Here is a 16,205-nt window from a genome sequence, read left to right as displayed (position 1 = left end):
GGTCCGGCAGTAACGGCTCGATCCTCGCCCACTGGGCGTCAGTCAACGACACACATCACCCAACGATCAGATGATCCGAAGGAAACGCTCTAGCGGCGTCCACGCCGAGTGCGCCGGATCCCCCAGGCGAACATCCCGATCAGGAACACCAGCAGCACCACAGCCGCGATCTTCCCCACCGCGCCATCCGGCCAGTGTCTTGCCGCCAGCTCCATGTCCACGCCACCTCACATCCCGCTTCGATGGAGTGCCGCCTACCCCGCGCCCCGGCACTCAGCGATCTCACGGGCCTCTTCTTCTCGCCGTTCGCACTGTCCGTGCGAACGGCGACCACCTCGCCACTGCGCGTTCGTCGACCAGCGGCGGCGGATCCCAGTGGCCGGCGAGCGATGCAGGCCAGGTGGTTGGACAGGCGGGTGCGGGGACGCCGGGCGCGCGTCAGTCGGCGGGTTCTCAGGCCGTGACGGGTTCGAGCCCCGGGCGGGCGAGACGGCCGGTGCGGGCCAGGGCTTCCACCGCCGCCGCACACCCCGCCCCGGTCACGCTCAGGGCCGTCCACACCAGCCAGGTCGCATCACGGGCCTGCGCGAAGTCCCACAGGGCCCCGCACACCAGGTTGCCGAGCGTGATGCCGAGCCCGGACACGGTGTTGTAGAACCCGTAATGGGTGGCCACGAGCTCCTCGCCCGACAGGGCCACGACGGTGTCCATCTCAAAGGGGTAGACCACCGCACTGCCGATGGCGAGCACCGCGACCGCGACGACCAGTCCCGCCATCACCCCGCCCGGCCAGGAAGCCGGAAGCAGGGCCAGCGGCACGAACGCGGAACCCATCGCGGCGAGTCCGACGACCAGTGCCTGCTGCCCGGTGAAGCGCCGCTTGGCCCAGCCTGTCAGGCGCAGTTGCCCGGCCACCGCGACCGCCGCGGAGACGACGAACAGCCCGCTGGTGGCCTTCGTGCCGCTGTCGCCCAGCGCGGCGTCGGCCGCCAGCGGGAGGGCGAGGTAGATCTGGAAGGTCAGCACGTAGGAGCCGATCATCGCGGCGGAGAACAGCAGGAAGGGCCGGTTGCCGGCCACTCGGCGCCACTGCGCCCATACACCGTCAGCCGCAGTTCCGCGGGCGCCGGGCCCGGTGCCCCGCCGGGCGGGCAGGGCCCGGGCCTGCAGCACGCTCAAGGCAGCGAAAATGCCCGCGGCGACCGCGCACACCAGTTTGAAGTCGGCCGCCAGAAGTGCCAGACCCACGAGCGGGCCCAGCAGCATCCCGCCCTGGTAGTAGACGTTGAACGTCGCGAAAGCCTCCACCCGGCGCTCACCCGCCTCCATCGCGAGGTAGGCCCGTACGGCCGGGTTGAACAGGGCCCCGGCGAACCCGGTCGCCGCCGAGGCAGCCACCAGGGCGGGCACGGAGTCGGCCCAGCCCAGCAGCACGAACCCGCCCGTGCGCAGCGCACAGCCGGCCAGGATCGGCGCCTTGTACCCGAGGCGGTCGGCAATCGTCCCGCCGACCAGGAACATGCCCTGCTGGGAGAGGTTGCGTACCCCCAGCACCAGCCCGACCGTCCAGGCCGCCAGGCCGAGGTCGCCGGAGAGATGAGCGGCCAGGTAGGGCATGAGCATGTAGAAGGCGAGGTTGATGGCGAACTGGTTCACCATCAAAAGCCGCACCGCCGGGGCGAAGGACCGGGTCTGGACGATCACGTTCGTCATCGGGCCGCTCCGGTGGGGCGGGCCGCGCCGGGGGCCCCGGACGGACGGGGGTCTTCGACGGTCCGGCAGCGGGTCCAGTGCTCCACCACCGTCTCGGCGGAGCGGGTGATCTCCTCCGGATCGTCGGCCGGGACGTGTCCCAGCAGGCCGTTCGCCCGGCACCAGTCGTCGTCGAAGACGGTGGAGACATAGCGGTGCGGGCCGTCGGGAAAGATGGCGGCGATGCGTTCCTCGGCCGGCCGGACGCGGGCCAGCCAGCGCGCGACCAGGGCCACCGCCCCCACGCTCCACCCACCGGTGGCGTACCGGGTCCTCGCCAGCGCCCGCGCAGCCCACACCGCCTCGGCTGCGGCGACCCAGTGGACCTCGTCGAACAGGTCGTATGCGACGTTGCCGGGAAAGATCGATGAGCCGAGGCCGCGCATCAGCCGCGTGCCGGCGGGCTGCCCGAAGATCGTGGAGGCGACTGTGTCCACGCCCACTACCCGTACGCCGGGGAAGAAGTCGTGCAGCGCCCGCCCGATGCCGGCGGAGTGCCCTCCGGTACCCACGCTGACCACCAGCGTGTCGATACGGCCCAGTTGGGCGACCAGCTCGTGGGCAAGCGGCCGGTAGGCGACCACGTTGTCGGGGTTGTTGTACTGATCCGGGCACCAGGCGTCCGGGTGCAGGGCCAGCAACTCGGCCACCCGCTCGCGGCGGGCCTGCTGCCAGCCGCCGGCCGGGTGCGCCTCGGTGACGGTGTGCACCTCGGCGCCGTAGGCACGCAGAAGCCCCGCGACCTGCGCCTCCATGCCCGGATCGGTGACCACCGATACCGGATGGCCGAAGACGACACCGGCCAGGGCCAGGCCCAAGCCCAGCGTCCCGGACGTGGACTCCACGATCCGGCCACCCGGCAGGAGATCACCGCGACCGCGCGCGGCCCGGACCATGTGCAGGGCGGTGCGGTCCTTGATCCCCCCGGGATTGTGACCCTCCAGTTTGGCCCAGAAGCCCCGGCCGGGGTCGGTGAACGGCTCACCCACCCACAGCACCGGCGTGTCGCCCACCAGGTGGGCCGGGGTGGTGGCCGACCGCGCCGTGGCGGCCAGCAACTGCGCAGGCGCCGAGGGCGACGTCGCCACGGGGTCGAGAAGAGCGGAAAGATGGTTCATCGTGCACGGCTCCCCGACCACCCGAGCGGCAGCATGCCGTACCGGGCGGTGTTCAGGTAGTTGACGGAAGGAAGGGACTGGCTCACTCGACCGCCGGCGCGGATACGCATGCCGGACGGCGGCCTGCCGTTGTCAGTTCCGCCACACCTGCAACAACGCCCGTCCCCGTCCCCCACCAGCCGCTCCGGTCGGCGGCCCTCGCACCGGCACGGTCCGCACGGTCCAGTCCGGGACCGGGGCGACCGGCTGGATCGCCGGGACATCGGATGTGCCGGGCTGAACCACTCCCGGTTCGTCGCCCCCGACGCACTGCTGACGCTGGTGGTGGTGCCGCTCGCACGGTTCGGAGCGGGCCACTGCCGTCCGGGACTCTGTGAGTGATCCAGGGGCGGAAGCTGCGACCGCGGTCCCGACGGCGTCAACACGCCATACGCCAGAGGGCTGCGGTCCGTGCGCGCAGCCCACGGCGTGGACCAGCGCGAGCACGGCCCACAGCATCCCGAGAGCGCGGCCCCAGACACGCGGCCCGCTCGGACTCATTCCACTCACCACACGCAGAAAGTAGTCGATCAACTACATAAAGTTCCCGTTAGGCCGCGAAGGTACCGTCGAGCGGTTCGCCCCCTGACAGGCCTCGGGGCCGGATGGGTCGGGCAGTACAGCCCCATGGCTCGTGGCTGGGAGTCGCCTCTTGCCCGGACGGCTGGGTGGTGTTGAGCTGGTGACGGGGTTGAGTGCGGTCGGGCCCCCGGCTTGGATGAGCACCATGACCCACGACAGGTTCACCCACCCCAGCCGCCGCTCCCTGCTCGCCTGGGGCGGCGCCGGCGCGTTCACCGCTGCCGCCGTGTCCATCGGCACCGGCACGGCCTCCGCCGCTACGCACCCCACGCCGGGCTCGGCGTTGTTGGTGCCGTCGCCCCGGCTCGACCTGAACAGCGCGTCGGACAAGTGGATACGGGAGAAGCCGCTGCGCGACTCGACGATTCTCCAGTCCTTCGGCTACGACAACGCCAACGGGCACATCTACCTGGCGCAGGTCACGCAGGGCGGCCTGAAGCTCGCGGGCGAGTCCGCCGCCGTGAGCGCCACCGACCGCAACCGGAACGGCGATCTGACGATCACCAAGTGGGACTTGTCCGGTAACACGCTCGGCTACATGTACCTGCGCGGCTTCGGCCACGGCATGAGCATCGGCGTCGAACCGGCCGGCGGCACCGCGTATCTGTGGACCGAGACAGACGGCCAGACAGTGCCGGACCCGGTGCACCCGAAGGATCCGGAGAAGGAGACCAGCCGCGGCCGGCGGCTGGCCCGCTTCCCGTTCGTCAACGGGAGGGTTCTCGACTACGGGTCCGCCGGACTGGCCACGCACCAGCCGGTCCCGGGGACCTCGACGTACACCGCCTCCGTGGACCCGGTCTACGGCCGTCTCGCCATCCGTTTCCGCGACACCGACGGGGCGTTCGTCTTCCAGGTCCACGACCTCGACCTGGCCCGCCTCGGCGTGTGGACCCAGCCCCTCGCCAGCCTCCGCGAACCCAGCCTCACGGCAGTGGCGGGCTGGCCCCTCACCACGTACGGCAGCCCGTTCCTCCAGGGTTACGCGGTCGTGGGCCGGTACCTCTACATGCTGCACGGCAACAGCTACAACTCCGTTCAGAACATCAACGGCCAGGACACGGTGATCTCCCAGCCGGGCGTCGGCAACACGTTCATCACCTCGGTGAACCTCACCACGGGTGCCCTGGATCCCGCGCCGCCCGTCCCCTTCAAGGAGACCGTCAACCCCGCCCACACGGCGACCGCTTACACCCTGGACTACCGGGAACCGGAGGGGCTCGGCGTCTACGTGCCGGACCCGGCCAAGCCCGGCGTCTTCCAGATCGGGATGGGCTTCGCCTCGGGAGACGCGGGGGCACGGGTCGCGACGATCTATGGCAAGGCGGGGCTGATCCAGCCGTCCTGATCCGGGCCGCCGGCCGGCGCACCACCGGCGCCGCCCTCTCCCCCGTCGACCACGTCCGCGTCAACGAAACCGTCCGACCACTACTGCCACCAGTTTCGGTGAGCCCCCGACGGCAAGAGCGGCGGTCCGCCATCAGCGGGCCGCCCCTCGTACGGTCCGGCCAGGTCGTACGAGAACTGGCCGGCCTCGGACGACAAGCCTGTGGTCCTCCGGTCGCTGATGACCGCTGTGCGCGCCACGTTCCGCCCGTGCGGGCACCGAGTGCTGCCCCCGGTCTTCCCGACGGGGCCTTCCTTCTCGCGTTGCCGGGCCTGAGCCTTGACGGTGAGGGCCGTCCGGCGGCGGCCGGGAATGTGGGTGACGTGATGCACGCGAGGCTGCCGCAGCGGAGTTCGCTCCCCGAACGGGCCGTGGGGGTGAGCAGGCGGCCGTCCGACTCTGCTCCCCCACTGGCCGCCCTGCAGCGCAGCATCGGCAATGCGGCGGTCACTCGTGTCCTGACCGGCACCCCGCTACAGCGCTATGTCGAGCCGGACGGGGAGCGGGACATCGCGGACACCGCACCGTACGACCGGATCTCGGAGAACGGAAGGATCGCGGTCTCCGGACGCCAGGACGCCTTCGTTGAAGCCGAATTGATCGCATCGGCGAATGCGGTGCTGGCCGCGTCGGAGCAGGTCAGGATCCGCCTCGAAGCGGGCCGCGAGGTGGTGGTCGGCGGCCGCGTGCTGCACCGGGTGCTGCCTGTCTTCGCATCGAGGGAGGCGGCCGACGCCGCACAGACGAACAGCGATCACGAGCCTCTCGCGGGTGAGAGCGCGCAGGACAGGGAGGCGAAGCTCGAGTCCTACCGGCGGAGCGTCGTTCAGCCGCCCGCCGCACTCGGAGTGCTCCTCCAGGACATCGCCAGGCTGGCGAGCGGGGGCCGTCCCAGCGACAGGAACATCAACGACGTGCACCAACGGCTGCTCGCACTCGCGATGGAGAACCAGGGCGCGACGTGGGCCGCCGCGAACGTCCCCCTGAACCCGCTGCTCGACCCGGTCGATTACCTGAAGACGGCGGGGCGGCTCATCGGCGTGATCGTCATGGAGTACGCCGACTCCCGGGAGCCGGAGCGTGTGATGCAGGACCTTCTCATCACGATGCCCAACGACTGCCAGGCCGCCGCGCAGAGACTGCTCGGCACCAGAACGGGCGAACTCCAACAAGCACCGGCCGAACCCGCGGTCGGCCAGAACCACTACGTGAACCTGAGCGACGCACCCGGCCGGTGGAACAACCATTTCGGCGCGGTGATCATGCGGGACGGCGACGACACCCTCACCTTCGAGGCGGCGGCCGACAGCACCAGCCGTATCAGCGAAGGGAAGTCCCTCGGATACTTCGCGCTGTACGGGAAGCACGGCACCTCGCAGTCCTTCGACGCGGACCTGCGGCGGCAGAACACGGCGGGGAACGGCTGAACAGCCCTCAGCTGAACAGCCCGCACTCGCGGCGTCGCCCTCCTCGTCGCGTGGTGCAGCCAGAAGTGGAGCCGGCCCTGGGTCCGGGCAGGCAGGCGGCGCACCTCACAGCGTGTCATCCGATCGGACTCGCCTCCGCGGGGAACTGTGGGGGCATGACGACACAGCTCGGACTTCCCGAAGGCATCCAGGCCTGTCTCTTCGATCTCGACGGAGTGGTCACCAGGACGGCGGTGGTGCACGCCGCCGCCTGGAAGGCGACCTTCGACGCCTTCCTGCGCGAGCGTGACGGGGCGGACTTCCGCCCCTTCACCGATTCCGACTACGACCAGTACGTCGACGGGCGCCCCCGGGCCGACGGCGTCCGCTCCTTCCTCGCCTCCCGGGACATCGAACTCCCCGAGGGCACCCCCGACGATCCACCGGACGCCCGGAGTGTCAACGGCGTCGGCAACCGCAAGAACGAGCTCCTGCTGGAGAAGATCCGTACCGACGGTGTGGAGCCGTACGAGGGCACGCTGCGCTACATCGACGCGGTCCGCGGCGCCGGGCTCGCCACCGCGATCGTCTCCTCCAGCGCCAACACCCGCGACGTGCTGCACTCCATCGACGCCGAGCACCTGTTCGACGTACGGATCGACGGCGTGGTGGCCAGGGAACGGAAACTGCCGGGCAAACCGCACCCCGACACCTTCCTGGCCGCCGCCCGGGATCTCGGCGTGGAGCCGTCGCGGGCGGCCGTCTTCGAAGACGCGCTGGCCGGGATGGACGCGGGCAGGTCCGGACACTTCGGCTTCGTCGTCGGCGTCGACCGCGTCGGGCAGACCGACGGTCTGTACGCCCACGGCGCCGACCGTGTCGTGAAGGACCTCGCCGAACTCGGAGGCAGCGCGTGATCACCAACCGGACGTACACCGTGGAGCCCTGGCGCGTGCGCGAGACGGCTCTCGACCTCGATCTGCTGGCGCAGAGCGAATCCGTCTTCGCCCTGTCCAACGGGCATGTCGGCTGGCGTGGCAACCTCGAAGAGGGCGAACCGCACGGCCTGCCAGGCAGCTACCTCAACGGTGTGTACGAGCTGCACCCGCTGCCGTATGCCGAAGCGGGCTACGGCTACCCCGAGTCGGGCCAGACCGCGATCAACGTCACCAACGGAAAGCTGCTGCGGCTGCTGGTGGACGACGAGCCCTTCGACCTGCGCTACGGGCGGCTCGGCAAGCACGAACGCACCCTGGACTTCAGGCGCGGTGTGCTGGAGCGGAGCTGCGAGTGGACCTCCCCGGCGGGCAGGACCGTCCGGGTGCGTTCCACCCGCCTCGTCTCCCTCACCCAGCGCGCCATCGCCGCCGTGCAGTACGAGGTGGAGCCCGTCGACAGCCGGACCAGGGTGGTCATCCAGTCGGAGCTGGTCACCAACGAGAGTCTGCCCTCGTCCGACGGCGACCCGAGGACGGCCAAGGCGTTGCAGTCCCCGCTGGAGCCGGAGGAGGACCAGGCCGTCGGGTCGCGTCTGCGTCTGGTCCACCGCACCCGGCGCAGCGGCCTCAGGGTCGCCGTGGCCGCCGACCACGTCGTGGAGGCCCCCGGGGAGATCACCACCAGCAGCGAGAGCAACCCGGATGTCGCCCGGCTGACCATCACCTCCGTCCTGGACCCGGGACAGCGGTTGCGGGTGCAGAAGACCGTCGCCCACGGCTGGTCGGGGGTCCGTTCCCGGCCCGCGATGAGCGATCAGGTCGAAGCCGCGCTGGCCGCCGCCGCGCATGGCGGCTGGGACGAGCTGGTGGCCCAGCAGCGGGACTACCTCGACGACTTCTGGGCCCGTGCCGACGTCGAGGTGCACGGCGACGAGGAGATCCAGCAGGCCGTCCGCTTCGCCCTCTTCCATGTGCTCCAGGCCGGTGCCCGCGCCGAACAGCGGGCGATCCCGGCGAAGGGACTGACCGGTTCCGGGTACGACGGCCATGCCTTCTGGGACACCGAGATGTTCGTGCTGCCCCTCCTCTCCTACACCGAGCCCAAGGCGGTCGCCGAGGCACTGCGCTGGCGGCAGGCCACCCTGCCCGCCGCCCGGGACCGGGCCACTCAGCTCGGGCTGCGCGGTGCCGCGTTCCCGTGGCGGACCATTGACGGTTCGGAGGGCTCCGCGTACTGGCCGGCCGGCACCGCCGCCTTCCATGTGGCCGCCGACATCGCGCATGCCGCCGTGCGCCACACGGCGGTGACCGGCGACAGCACCTTCGAACGCGAGACCGCCATGGAACTCCTGGTGGAGACAGCGCGGTTGTGGCGCTCCCTGGGCCATCACGACCCTCACGGTGTGTTCCACATCGACGGCATCACGGGGCCGGACGAGTACAGCGCCGTCGTGGACGACAACACGTACACCAACCTCATGGCCCGCTCCAATCTCCTCGCCGCGGCCGACGTGTGCGAACGCCATCCGGAGGATGCGGCCCGGCTGGGTGTGGACGAGGAGGAGAGCGCCGCTTGGCGAGACGCCGCCGAGTCCGTGCACATTCCCTACAACAAGGAGATCGGCGTGCACGAGCAGCATGCCGGTTTCACCCACCACCAGCGCTGGGACTTCGCGAACACGCGCGCCGACCAGTACCCGCTGATGCTGCACTTCCCCTACTTCGACATCTACCGCAAGCAGGTGATCAAGCAGTCCGACCTCGTGCTGGCCATGTACACCTGCGGCAGCTGGTTCGACACCCACTGCGACGACGACCAGCTGGCCGCGAACTTCGCCTACTACGAGCCGCTGACCGTACGGGACTCCTCCTTGTCGGCCTGCTGCCAGGCAGTCATCGCCGCCCGGACCGGGCATCTGCGGCTGGCCTACGACTACACCGCCGAGGCCGCGCTGATGGACCTGGCCGACCTGCAGCACAACACCCGCGACGGACTGCACATCGCTTCGCTGGCCGGTACGTGGATGGCGCTGGTCGCCGGATTCGGCGGCACCCGACGAGAGGGGAACGGTCTGCGTTTCACGCCCCGGCTGCCCGAGAAGTTCAGCCGCCTGGCCTTCCGGCTCCAGTTCCGCGGCCGGTGCCTCCAGGTGGAGGTCGAGCCGGACAGGGCGACGTACTCGCTGCTGCTCGGCGATCCCCTGACGATCCACCACCACGGCACGGAGGCACATGTGAACGGTGACGGGCCCGTCACCCTCGCGATCTCCCCGCCGAAGCGGCGGCCCACGCCCGAACAGCCACTGCACCGCCGCCCGGGCACCACCGACCGGCCGGGTCCCGAGCAGAGGTGAGACGGGGCCAGTGGTCGGGCTCACCGGACAGCCGCCCCGGGGCGGCCAGGGGGCCCGACCGCCCCGGGGCGGGGAGGCTACCTCTGCGCAGCCACGGAGCCCCACTGGTCGACCGGCTCTCCGGTGACCGGCTCCTCGGGGCGCCACAGGCTGATCGAACCGAAGCCCGGCTCGACCAGTTCGAGGCCGTCCGCGAAGGTGGCGACGATCTCCCGGGGGCGCGAGATGTACGGCATCGCTCGCTGAGGTCCAGGGTGCGGGCGGCGGCCTCGGCCAGCACCTTCTCCGCGTCCCTCAAGTCGGCGTGCACGTAGTCGGTGGCACCCTCGGGCCGGCTCGTCAGCAGGGCCCTGGCGTGGGCGAGGACGACCGGCTCGTTGTCCTTGCCGCCCAGGTGCCGACGGGTTCTCCTGCTAGCGTCATGCGGTGATTTCTCTGGGGGAACCCGCTTTCTTCACTCGCCTGCGCGACGCGCGACGGGTGCTCATCGCCGGTGCGGGCGGCGGCTTCGACGTGTACTCCGGGCTGCCGCTCGCACTCGCCCTGCGCACGGCGGGCAAGGAGGTGCACCTTGCCAATCTGTCCTTCGCCGATCTGTACGGCCTGGACCTCGACGTGTGGGTGGACCAGGACGTCGCGGCCATCGGGCCCGAAACCAGCTCTCGGGGCGACTACTTCCCTGAACGGACGCTGGCGCAGTGGCTCGTGACGCAGGAACTGCCGTCGACCGTGTACGCCTTCCCGAGCATCGGGGTCGGGCCGCTGCGGGCGGCGTACCGGACGCTGATCAACCATCTCGGTGGTGTTGACGCGATCGTGCTGGTGGACGGCGGGACCGACATTCTGATGCGCGGCGACGAGCACGGTCTCGGCACACCGGAGGAGGACATGGCGAGCCTCGCCGCCGTGAGCGGACTCGACGAGATCGAGCACCGGCTGGTGGCCTGCCTCGGCTTCGGGGTGGACGCGTATCACGGCGTGAACCACTCGCTCGTGCTGGAGAACTTGGCCGCTCTGGACCGGGACGGCTCCTATCTCGGCGCCTTCTCGCTGCTCGGGGCGGGGCGGGAGGGCGCGCTGTATCTCGACGCGGTGGCGCACGCCCAGCGCCACACCGCGAGCCACCCCAGCATCGTGAACGGATCCGTGGCCGCCGCCGTGCGCGGTGACTTCGGCAACGTCCGGTTCACGGAGAGGACCAAGGGCAGCGAGTTGTTCATCAACCCGCTGATGGCGCTCTACTTCTGTGTGGACCTGCCTGGACTGGCCCGTCGGAATCTCTACCTCGGCCTGCTGGAGCGGACTTCGCTGATGCGGCAGGTGAGTTCCGTGATCGAGGACTTCCGCACCACGCTCCCCCGTCAGCGGCCGCCGAGGGCGTTCCCGCACTGAACCTTCCCGCGCTACGAACCTGGGCGCGCGTACGCGCATGCAGCCCCCGTCTCAGTCCGTGTCGGGCAGGAGGTGCGACTGCAGGGCCTGCATGGCGTGCGACGCGTTGAACGGAAGGATCGTGACCGCGACGTGCGGCAGTTGCTCCAGCGCCCTCGACATCTTCTCACCGGTGCCCCGGTGGAGGAGCTTGCCGAGGGCGTTCGCGTACAGCCGCCTCGGCACGAGCACCGTCAGGGACGTCTCGCCGTCCTGTGTGGTGCGGACCGCCAGTTCCCGCATCGCGTGACGCAGCCGCCGGTCGGGGCAGGCCACCACTTCCAGTTCGACCGTGGTCGCGGCTGTCGACGCCCAGACGGCGGACAGCCGGCGTGCATGGGCCTCGTCGATGGCGAAGTGCACGGCCCGGACCGTGTCGGGCCGCAGCTCGTGGGCGTACCGCAGTGCTTTCAGTGCGGCCAGGTCGAGCGTCTCGACGAGGACGAACACCTGGTGGCGGCGCGTACGCGGCCGGTCCGCGCCCGTGGGCAGCCGTTCCAGGGCGGCGGCCTCGCGCCGGTACTCGCGGTTGATGCGAATCAGCATCGAGACGCCGAGCGGGAAGACCACGACGACCAGCCAGGCGCCCTCGTCGAACTTGGTCACGGCAAAGATCAGGACTACGGCGCCGGAGACGGCCGCCGCGAGCGCGTTGACCGTGATCTTCATCCGGCGCAGGGGCTCGCGCCTGCGCATGTGATACGCGGTGAGACCGGCTCCCGCCATGGTGAAGGCGGTGAACACGCCGATCGCGTAAAGGGCCACGAGCCGGTCCACGTTGGCGCCCGTGCCGAGCAGGAGGGCCAGTGAGAGGGCGGCGAGGGTGACAATGCCGTTGGAGAAGGCCAGCCGGTGTCCGCGCCGGGTGAGGACCCGCGGCAGGAACCGGTCCTGCGCCACGAAGCTCGCCAGGAACGGGAAGCCTGTGAAGGGGGTATTGGCACCGGTGTAGAGAACCAGCGCAGTCGCCAGCTGGACGACGACCAGCCCGATCGTTCCGACCGTTCCGTTCCCGAAGGCGAGCCTCGCTTCCTGCGCGATGACTGTGGGGGTGCCGTCGGTGTACGGAACGGCGTGGGTGACATGCGCGAGGGTGGACACACCCAGGACCAGGAAGGCGAGCACGCAGCTCATGGCGATCAGGGTGTGCCGGGCGTTGCGGCCCTGCGGTTCACGGAAGGCGGAGATGCCGTTGGAGATCGCTTCGAGGCCGGTCAGGGACGAGCCGCCGTTGGCGAAGGCACGCGCCACGATGAACAACGACGCGCCCTGGAGCCAGCCGTCACCGGGAGACCCCAGCGCCACGACACCGGGAGCGTTCAGGTCGGCATGCGGCAGTTCGCCCGTGAGTGCGCGGACCGCCGCGACGAGGAAGACCAGGCTCATGGCGGCGATGAAGAGGTACGCGGGCACCGCGAACATCCGGCCCGCCTCGCGGACTCCGCGCAGGTTGCCGTACGCGAGCACCACGATCACCAGCACGGAGATCGGCAACTGGAGGTGGTCCAGCCCCGTCCAGCCGTTGCCGGCCAGATGGGCGAGCGAGATCAGTGCGTTCGTGCCGGCCGACACCTGAACGGCGACGGTGACGATGTAGTCGACGAGGAGGGCCACTGCGGCGACCTGGGCGACGTTCGGCCCGAAGTTCTCGCGGGCCACCACGTAGGAGCCGCCGGCCCGGGTATAGATCGTGACGACATCGCTGTAGCAGATGGTCAGGAGCAGCAGCACCAGGAGGATCGCACCGGTCACCGGCATGACCATCGTGAAGGCGGCCGCTCCGACGACCGGTACAAGAGCCCTGAGCATCTCCTCGGAGCCGTACGCCGACGAACTGATGCAATCGGAGGCCAGTACGCCGAGCGCCGTCCGGTTGGTCAGTTTCTCGTCACTGACGCTCGCGGTGGTGAGCGGCTTGCCAAGGAGCCGCCGTTTGACGCGGTACATCGGCCGATCAAGGGTCATGCGTTCATTGAACGCGCAGCGGCTCCGGGACCGGGAAGACACGACGGGGCACGCACGCACACGGTCGGCGGGCGCGAGTCCCGGTTTCCGTCACGCCTGCTCGTTCAGCTCATGCCTGTCGTGTCGACGCCCAGTCTTCTGCGAGCGGGCTCCAGGCCGTCGTCGATGAGCCCGGGTCCGGTCCACTCGACGAGGAGGGAACAGGAGAGGTCGTCCACCCTGTCCAGTTCCAGGGAGACCGGCTGTCGCCGTGGCGGGGCCGGCCGCGGGAGTTCGGCCGTCGTGGTCCTCGCCGAGTTGTTCAGGGTGAAGGTGGCCGGTGCCTCACCCCTGAGCGTCAAAGTTACCCGGACGGTTGCCCCGGGGCAGCCGTCGGCTTCGAAGGCGCCGCCCCAGCTCCGGATTGAACGGCCGTGGAGGTTGGACGGCATGAGGACTGTGTGGCGGGACGAGCGCTGGGGAAGCTTCCATGACCAGATCGGCACACCCACGCAGTCGACGCCGCTTTGACACATGGAACTGTCCACGCGAACCCCGGGCTCGTCCCCGGACTGATACCTGAGTTCGATCTGCGTGCTGGCGGCGTAGATCAAGGAAACCATCGCGAGGCCGCAGAGAGCGGAGCCTATTTGCACCAGGCTGGCGAAGACGGGCAGGAACGGCCTCCACCGTTGCCACTTGGCGTCCCACTGGCCGTGGGCCGAACGAGACGGCTTCTCAGGGGTTCGACCGGCCAGTTGCCTGAGCAGCCGGTCGTGCCGGAATTGGTAGACCGCTCCGATCTGACGCAGGACACCGAGCTCGTTCGCGTTCTGGAGGAAGGGGAGCAACCGCCAGGGAAGCCGGCCTGTACCCCAGAACCAGCAGCGGGAGACCTGGTACGAGCCCCAGGCCGAACCGAGCAAGGTGGCGATGCCCAAGGCCGCACCGACGATGGCTCCGTAGCACCAGGCGAGCGGTGCCTCGGCCCCCAGGACCCTTGAGAGCCACAGTGCCGTGGAGGCTCCCGCGGCGCCGGTGACCACGAGGGCGGTCGCACCACCGATGAGGGAGTAGCGGATCAGCAGCGTCTTCTGACCGTGCTCGCCGTGTTCCGGCACGTAGACCTGCTTCAGGTCGGATCGAACCATCGCATGGGCAGCCCAACCTCCCCCTCCGGCCAGCACTCCGGTCACCGCTCCGACCACAGGACCGAACAGGGCCTGCATGAACAGGCCCCACACCGCACCGAACGCGAGGCCCACCAGCAGCCCGGTCAGTTTCGCGTTGAGTTGCCACCAGGCGAAGTCAACGGTTTCGTCCCGCACCATCTGCCGTGCCATCAGCTGAAGATGGCGCCTGGCTCGCTTCTCCTTGTAGCGACCGCGTGGGTCGTCCGTGTAGATCGCCGGCAGATACCGGTCGAGCAAGGCGGCTGCGATGTCCTCCTGAGAATGCTTCTTCGATATCAGTTCCTTGGGATCGGTGAGGAGCTTTCGATATGTCGTCTTCGCCAGGTACAACATCAGGGGCGATGCCATGAGCTGGGCTTGTTCCGACTCCGACTCTCTGCGCAGATGGTCGAAGACCGTGTTCCAGCGGTCGTCACCGGCCACCTGCGACTGCTCCAGGTAGGTGATTGCGGCTTCTACCCCCACCGCGTCGAGTTCCACGACCGCGGCCCTGGTCAGGTGGGAGCCGGCCCGGCACACCTCTTCGTACTCATCGCCACGAGATGTGAGCAGAAGCCAGCAGTTCGTCGGAATGGCCTTGTCAATCGCCTCGACCGCCTTGGCACGCAGGCTTTCGGGCAGCTCGTCCAGTCCGTCGAGCACCGGCATCACCTCGCCGGCGGCGAACAGTCTGGCCGCGTCCGTCTTGGATCGCCAATGCCGGACTGCTTTGGTGTTGTTCTGACGAATCTGACGGATCATCCAATCCTGCATGGGAACACCGGGACGCCAGGACGACAACGACATCAGCACCGGAATGGGATCACCGGGCTGAGGGTTCTTGAGCATGCTCTGAACGAGGTGCAGCGCGATGACGCTCTTGCCCGTGCCGGCAGCCCCCAGAACGATCAGCTGATGTCTCGGCAGCCTTCTGCAGAGTTCCGGTACCTGGCTCACCGTGCCGCTCATCTCCTCGGCGACCACGCCCAGCACTTCCTGCGAGGGCTGCCCGAACCGCCCGCTGCCCTTCCACGAGACCTCGATCAGGGTCGGCTGCTGCAGGCCGAGACGGGCCACCGCATGACTCGCCCTGGCCAGAACGTCTTCTTGTAACTGGATGGCGGCACGGTCCAGGTTGCGGACGGCACGCCTCCTGCCGGTGACTGGCACCGCTACGGTGCCGGCACCAGCAGGCAGTGAGACTTCCTCGAGATCCAGAGAGTTGCCTGCGGCCTTCACGGTACTGAGGAAGCCGCGGCGGTCAACCAGGGTAGCGACAGGGACGGCGACGAGCTGGCTGCCGGAGTAATGCAGCGTTCGGTCTGTCGTCAGGATCCCGACGAGCAGGTGGCCGCAGAAGAGCGCGGCTCCGGACGCTCCGGACCAGGACGACTCCGCACCGGCTGGGCGGGGGACGGCGACCTGGTCGATGTGCGCGGTGATCAGCCCGGACTTCAGACCGCTCAGAGCCTCGATGTGCCCCTGGATGTGCTTGGTGTCGCGGCTTCCGTCCCGTTCTTCGGCTCTCGGGAAGCCCACCGCGACACAGGGAATGCGTAATTGGGCCGCACCAGGCACCGCGGAGGGCAGGCGCCCCCAGCGCACTGGGGGCAGGGAGACAGGTGGCTGCCATTGGCGGTCGGTGATGAGCAGGAGGGCGGCATCGGTGTGCGGGTCCAGCTCGAGATGAGGTGGTTGTTCCGGCCAGAGCACCTCGGCTGCCGCCCACGCGGCCTGATCCTCCCCGTGCAGAGCGAGCCGTCGCACCTCTACCGCGCGTCCTGAACGGGCATCGGCCCGCTCGATGTTGTGGTAAGCGGTCAGGACGAGGTGGTCAGTGATGAGGTATCCGGTTCCCGCGATCCTGCCTGCCGGATCCCAGATCTCCACCACCCGTTGCACATTCACAAGAGCATCCCTGTTCCGTGCGTCTCACCATGCGAGTGTTGTCGGAAGCTAGGGGGCGTCTTGCCGATCATGGCCGGGCCCGCGACGCCTGGCACGGCACCTCGCGGCGTTGCCGAAACGCCCCAATAGCTCCGCTATCACGACGCTCCGGCGCCTTGCGATGCACCGCACCAG

9 protein-coding genes and 1 pseudogene are annotated in these 16,205 nt (G+C 69.4%); 5 read left to right on the top strand and 5 right to left on the bottom strand.

The genetic code is table 11. From position 1 onward, the window contains the following. Positions 1 to 453 precede the first annotated feature (453 nt). Entirely contained in the window at positions 454 to 1,713 is a 1,260-nt protein-coding gene (locus tag ACFZAT_RS33275) for an MFS transporter (RefSeq protein WP_391269681.1), read from the bottom strand. Next, complete coding sequence (locus tag ACFZAT_RS33270) at positions 1,710 to 2,870, bottom strand: pyridoxal-phosphate dependent enzyme (protein ID WP_391269679.1); 1,161 nt, start codon at positions 2,868 to 2,870, stop codon at positions 1,710 to 1,712. The genes ACFZAT_RS33275 and ACFZAT_RS33270 overlap by 4 nt, the downstream gene beginning before the upstream one ends. 766 nt (positions 2,871 to 3,636) lie before the next feature. Between ACFZAT_RS33270 and ACFZAT_RS33265 the strand changes: the two genes are divergently transcribed. The 4 genes from ACFZAT_RS33265 to ACFZAT_RS33250 all read left to right on the top strand — a co-directional run bounded on the left by ACFZAT_RS33265 (position 3,637) and on the right by ACFZAT_RS33250 (position 9,576). Further along, positions 3,637 to 4,839 (top strand): teichoic acid biosynthesis protein C, encoded by a 1,203-nt coding sequence (locus ACFZAT_RS33265; protein ID WP_391269676.1) that lies wholly within the window; start codon positions 3,637 to 3,639, stop codon positions 4,837 to 4,839. 362 nt (positions 4,840 to 5,201) lie between these two features. Beyond that, positions 5,202 to 6,305, top strand: a complete 1,104-nt coding sequence (locus tag ACFZAT_RS33260) for a hypothetical protein (protein WP_391269673.1) — start codon at positions 5,202 to 5,204, stop codon at positions 6,303 to 6,305. Positions 6,306 to 6,460: 155 nt separating this feature from the next. Then, positions 6,461 to 7,201, top strand: a complete 741-nt coding sequence (locus ACFZAT_RS33255) for a beta-phosphoglucomutase family hydrolase (RefSeq protein WP_391269671.1) — start codon at positions 6,461 to 6,463, stop codon at positions 7,199 to 7,201. Further along, positions 7,198 to 9,576, top strand: coding sequence for a glycosyl hydrolase family 65 protein (locus tag ACFZAT_RS33250; RefSeq protein WP_391269669.1), 2,379 nt, complete (start codon positions 7,198 to 7,200; stop codon positions 9,574 to 9,576). The genes ACFZAT_RS33255 and ACFZAT_RS33250 overlap by 4 nt, the downstream gene beginning before the upstream one ends. 77 nt (positions 9,577 to 9,653) lie before the next feature. Here ACFZAT_RS33250 and ACFZAT_RS33245 read toward each other — a convergent pair. Continuing rightward, positions 9,654 to 9,958 (bottom strand): annotated as a pseudogene (locus ACFZAT_RS33245) (SAM-dependent methyltransferase); the annotation flags it as partial. Positions 9,959 to 10,002: 44 nt separating this feature from the next. Between ACFZAT_RS33245 and ACFZAT_RS33240 the strand changes: the two are divergent. Then, positions 10,003 to 10,968, top strand: coding sequence for a DUF1152 domain-containing protein (locus ACFZAT_RS33240; RefSeq protein WP_391269667.1), 966 nt, complete (start codon positions 10,003 to 10,005; stop codon positions 10,966 to 10,968). A gap of 51 nt (positions 10,969 to 11,019) precedes the next feature. Here the strand turns inward: ACFZAT_RS33240 and ACFZAT_RS33235 are convergent, their stop codons facing one another. Continuing rightward, the gene (locus ACFZAT_RS33235) at positions 11,020 to 12,972 is read right to left on the bottom strand and encodes an amino acid permease (RefSeq protein ID WP_391269666.1); all 1,953 of its coding nucleotides are present in this window, start codon (positions 12,970 to 12,972) and stop codon (positions 11,020 to 11,022) included. Positions 12,973 to 13,076: 104 nt separating this feature from the next. Further along, positions 13,077 to 16,016 (bottom strand): NACHT domain-containing protein, encoded by a 2,940-nt coding sequence (locus tag ACFZAT_RS33230; protein ID WP_391269663.1) that lies wholly within the window; start codon positions 16,014 to 16,016, stop codon positions 13,077 to 13,079. Between the last annotated feature and the right edge of the window lie 189 nt (positions 16,017 to 16,205).

The sequence above is a fragment of the Streptomyces sp. NPDC008163 genome (assembly GCF_042956885.1).
Lineage (GTDB): Bacteria > Actinomycetota > Actinomycetes > Streptomycetales > Streptomycetaceae > Streptomyces > Streptomyces drozdowiczii_A.
Note: the sequence above shows the minus strand (reverse complement) of the source record. Positions and strands in the feature narration are given on the sequence as shown.

Excerpts from the sequence above, each read along its gene's own strand:
- ACFZAT_RS33275 (WP_391269681.1), bottom strand. The coding sequence starts at position 1,713 with ATGACGAACGTGATCGTCCAGACCCGGTCCTTCGCCCCGGCGGTGCGG.
- ACFZAT_RS33270 (WP_391269679.1), bottom strand. The coding sequence starts at position 2,870 with ATGAACCATCTTTCCGCTCTTCTCGACCCCGTGGCGACGTCGCCCTCG.
- ACFZAT_RS33265 (WP_391269676.1), top strand. The coding sequence starts at position 3,637 with ATGACCCACGACAGGTTCACCCACCCCAGCCGCCGCTCCCTGCTCGCC.
- ACFZAT_RS33255 (WP_391269671.1), top strand. The coding sequence starts at position 6,461 with ATGACGACACAGCTCGGACTTCCCGAAGGCATCCAGGCCTGTCTCTTC.
- ACFZAT_RS33235 (WP_391269666.1), bottom strand. The coding sequence starts at position 12,972 with ATGACCCTTGATCGGCCGATGTACCGCGTCAAACGGCGGCTCCTTGGC.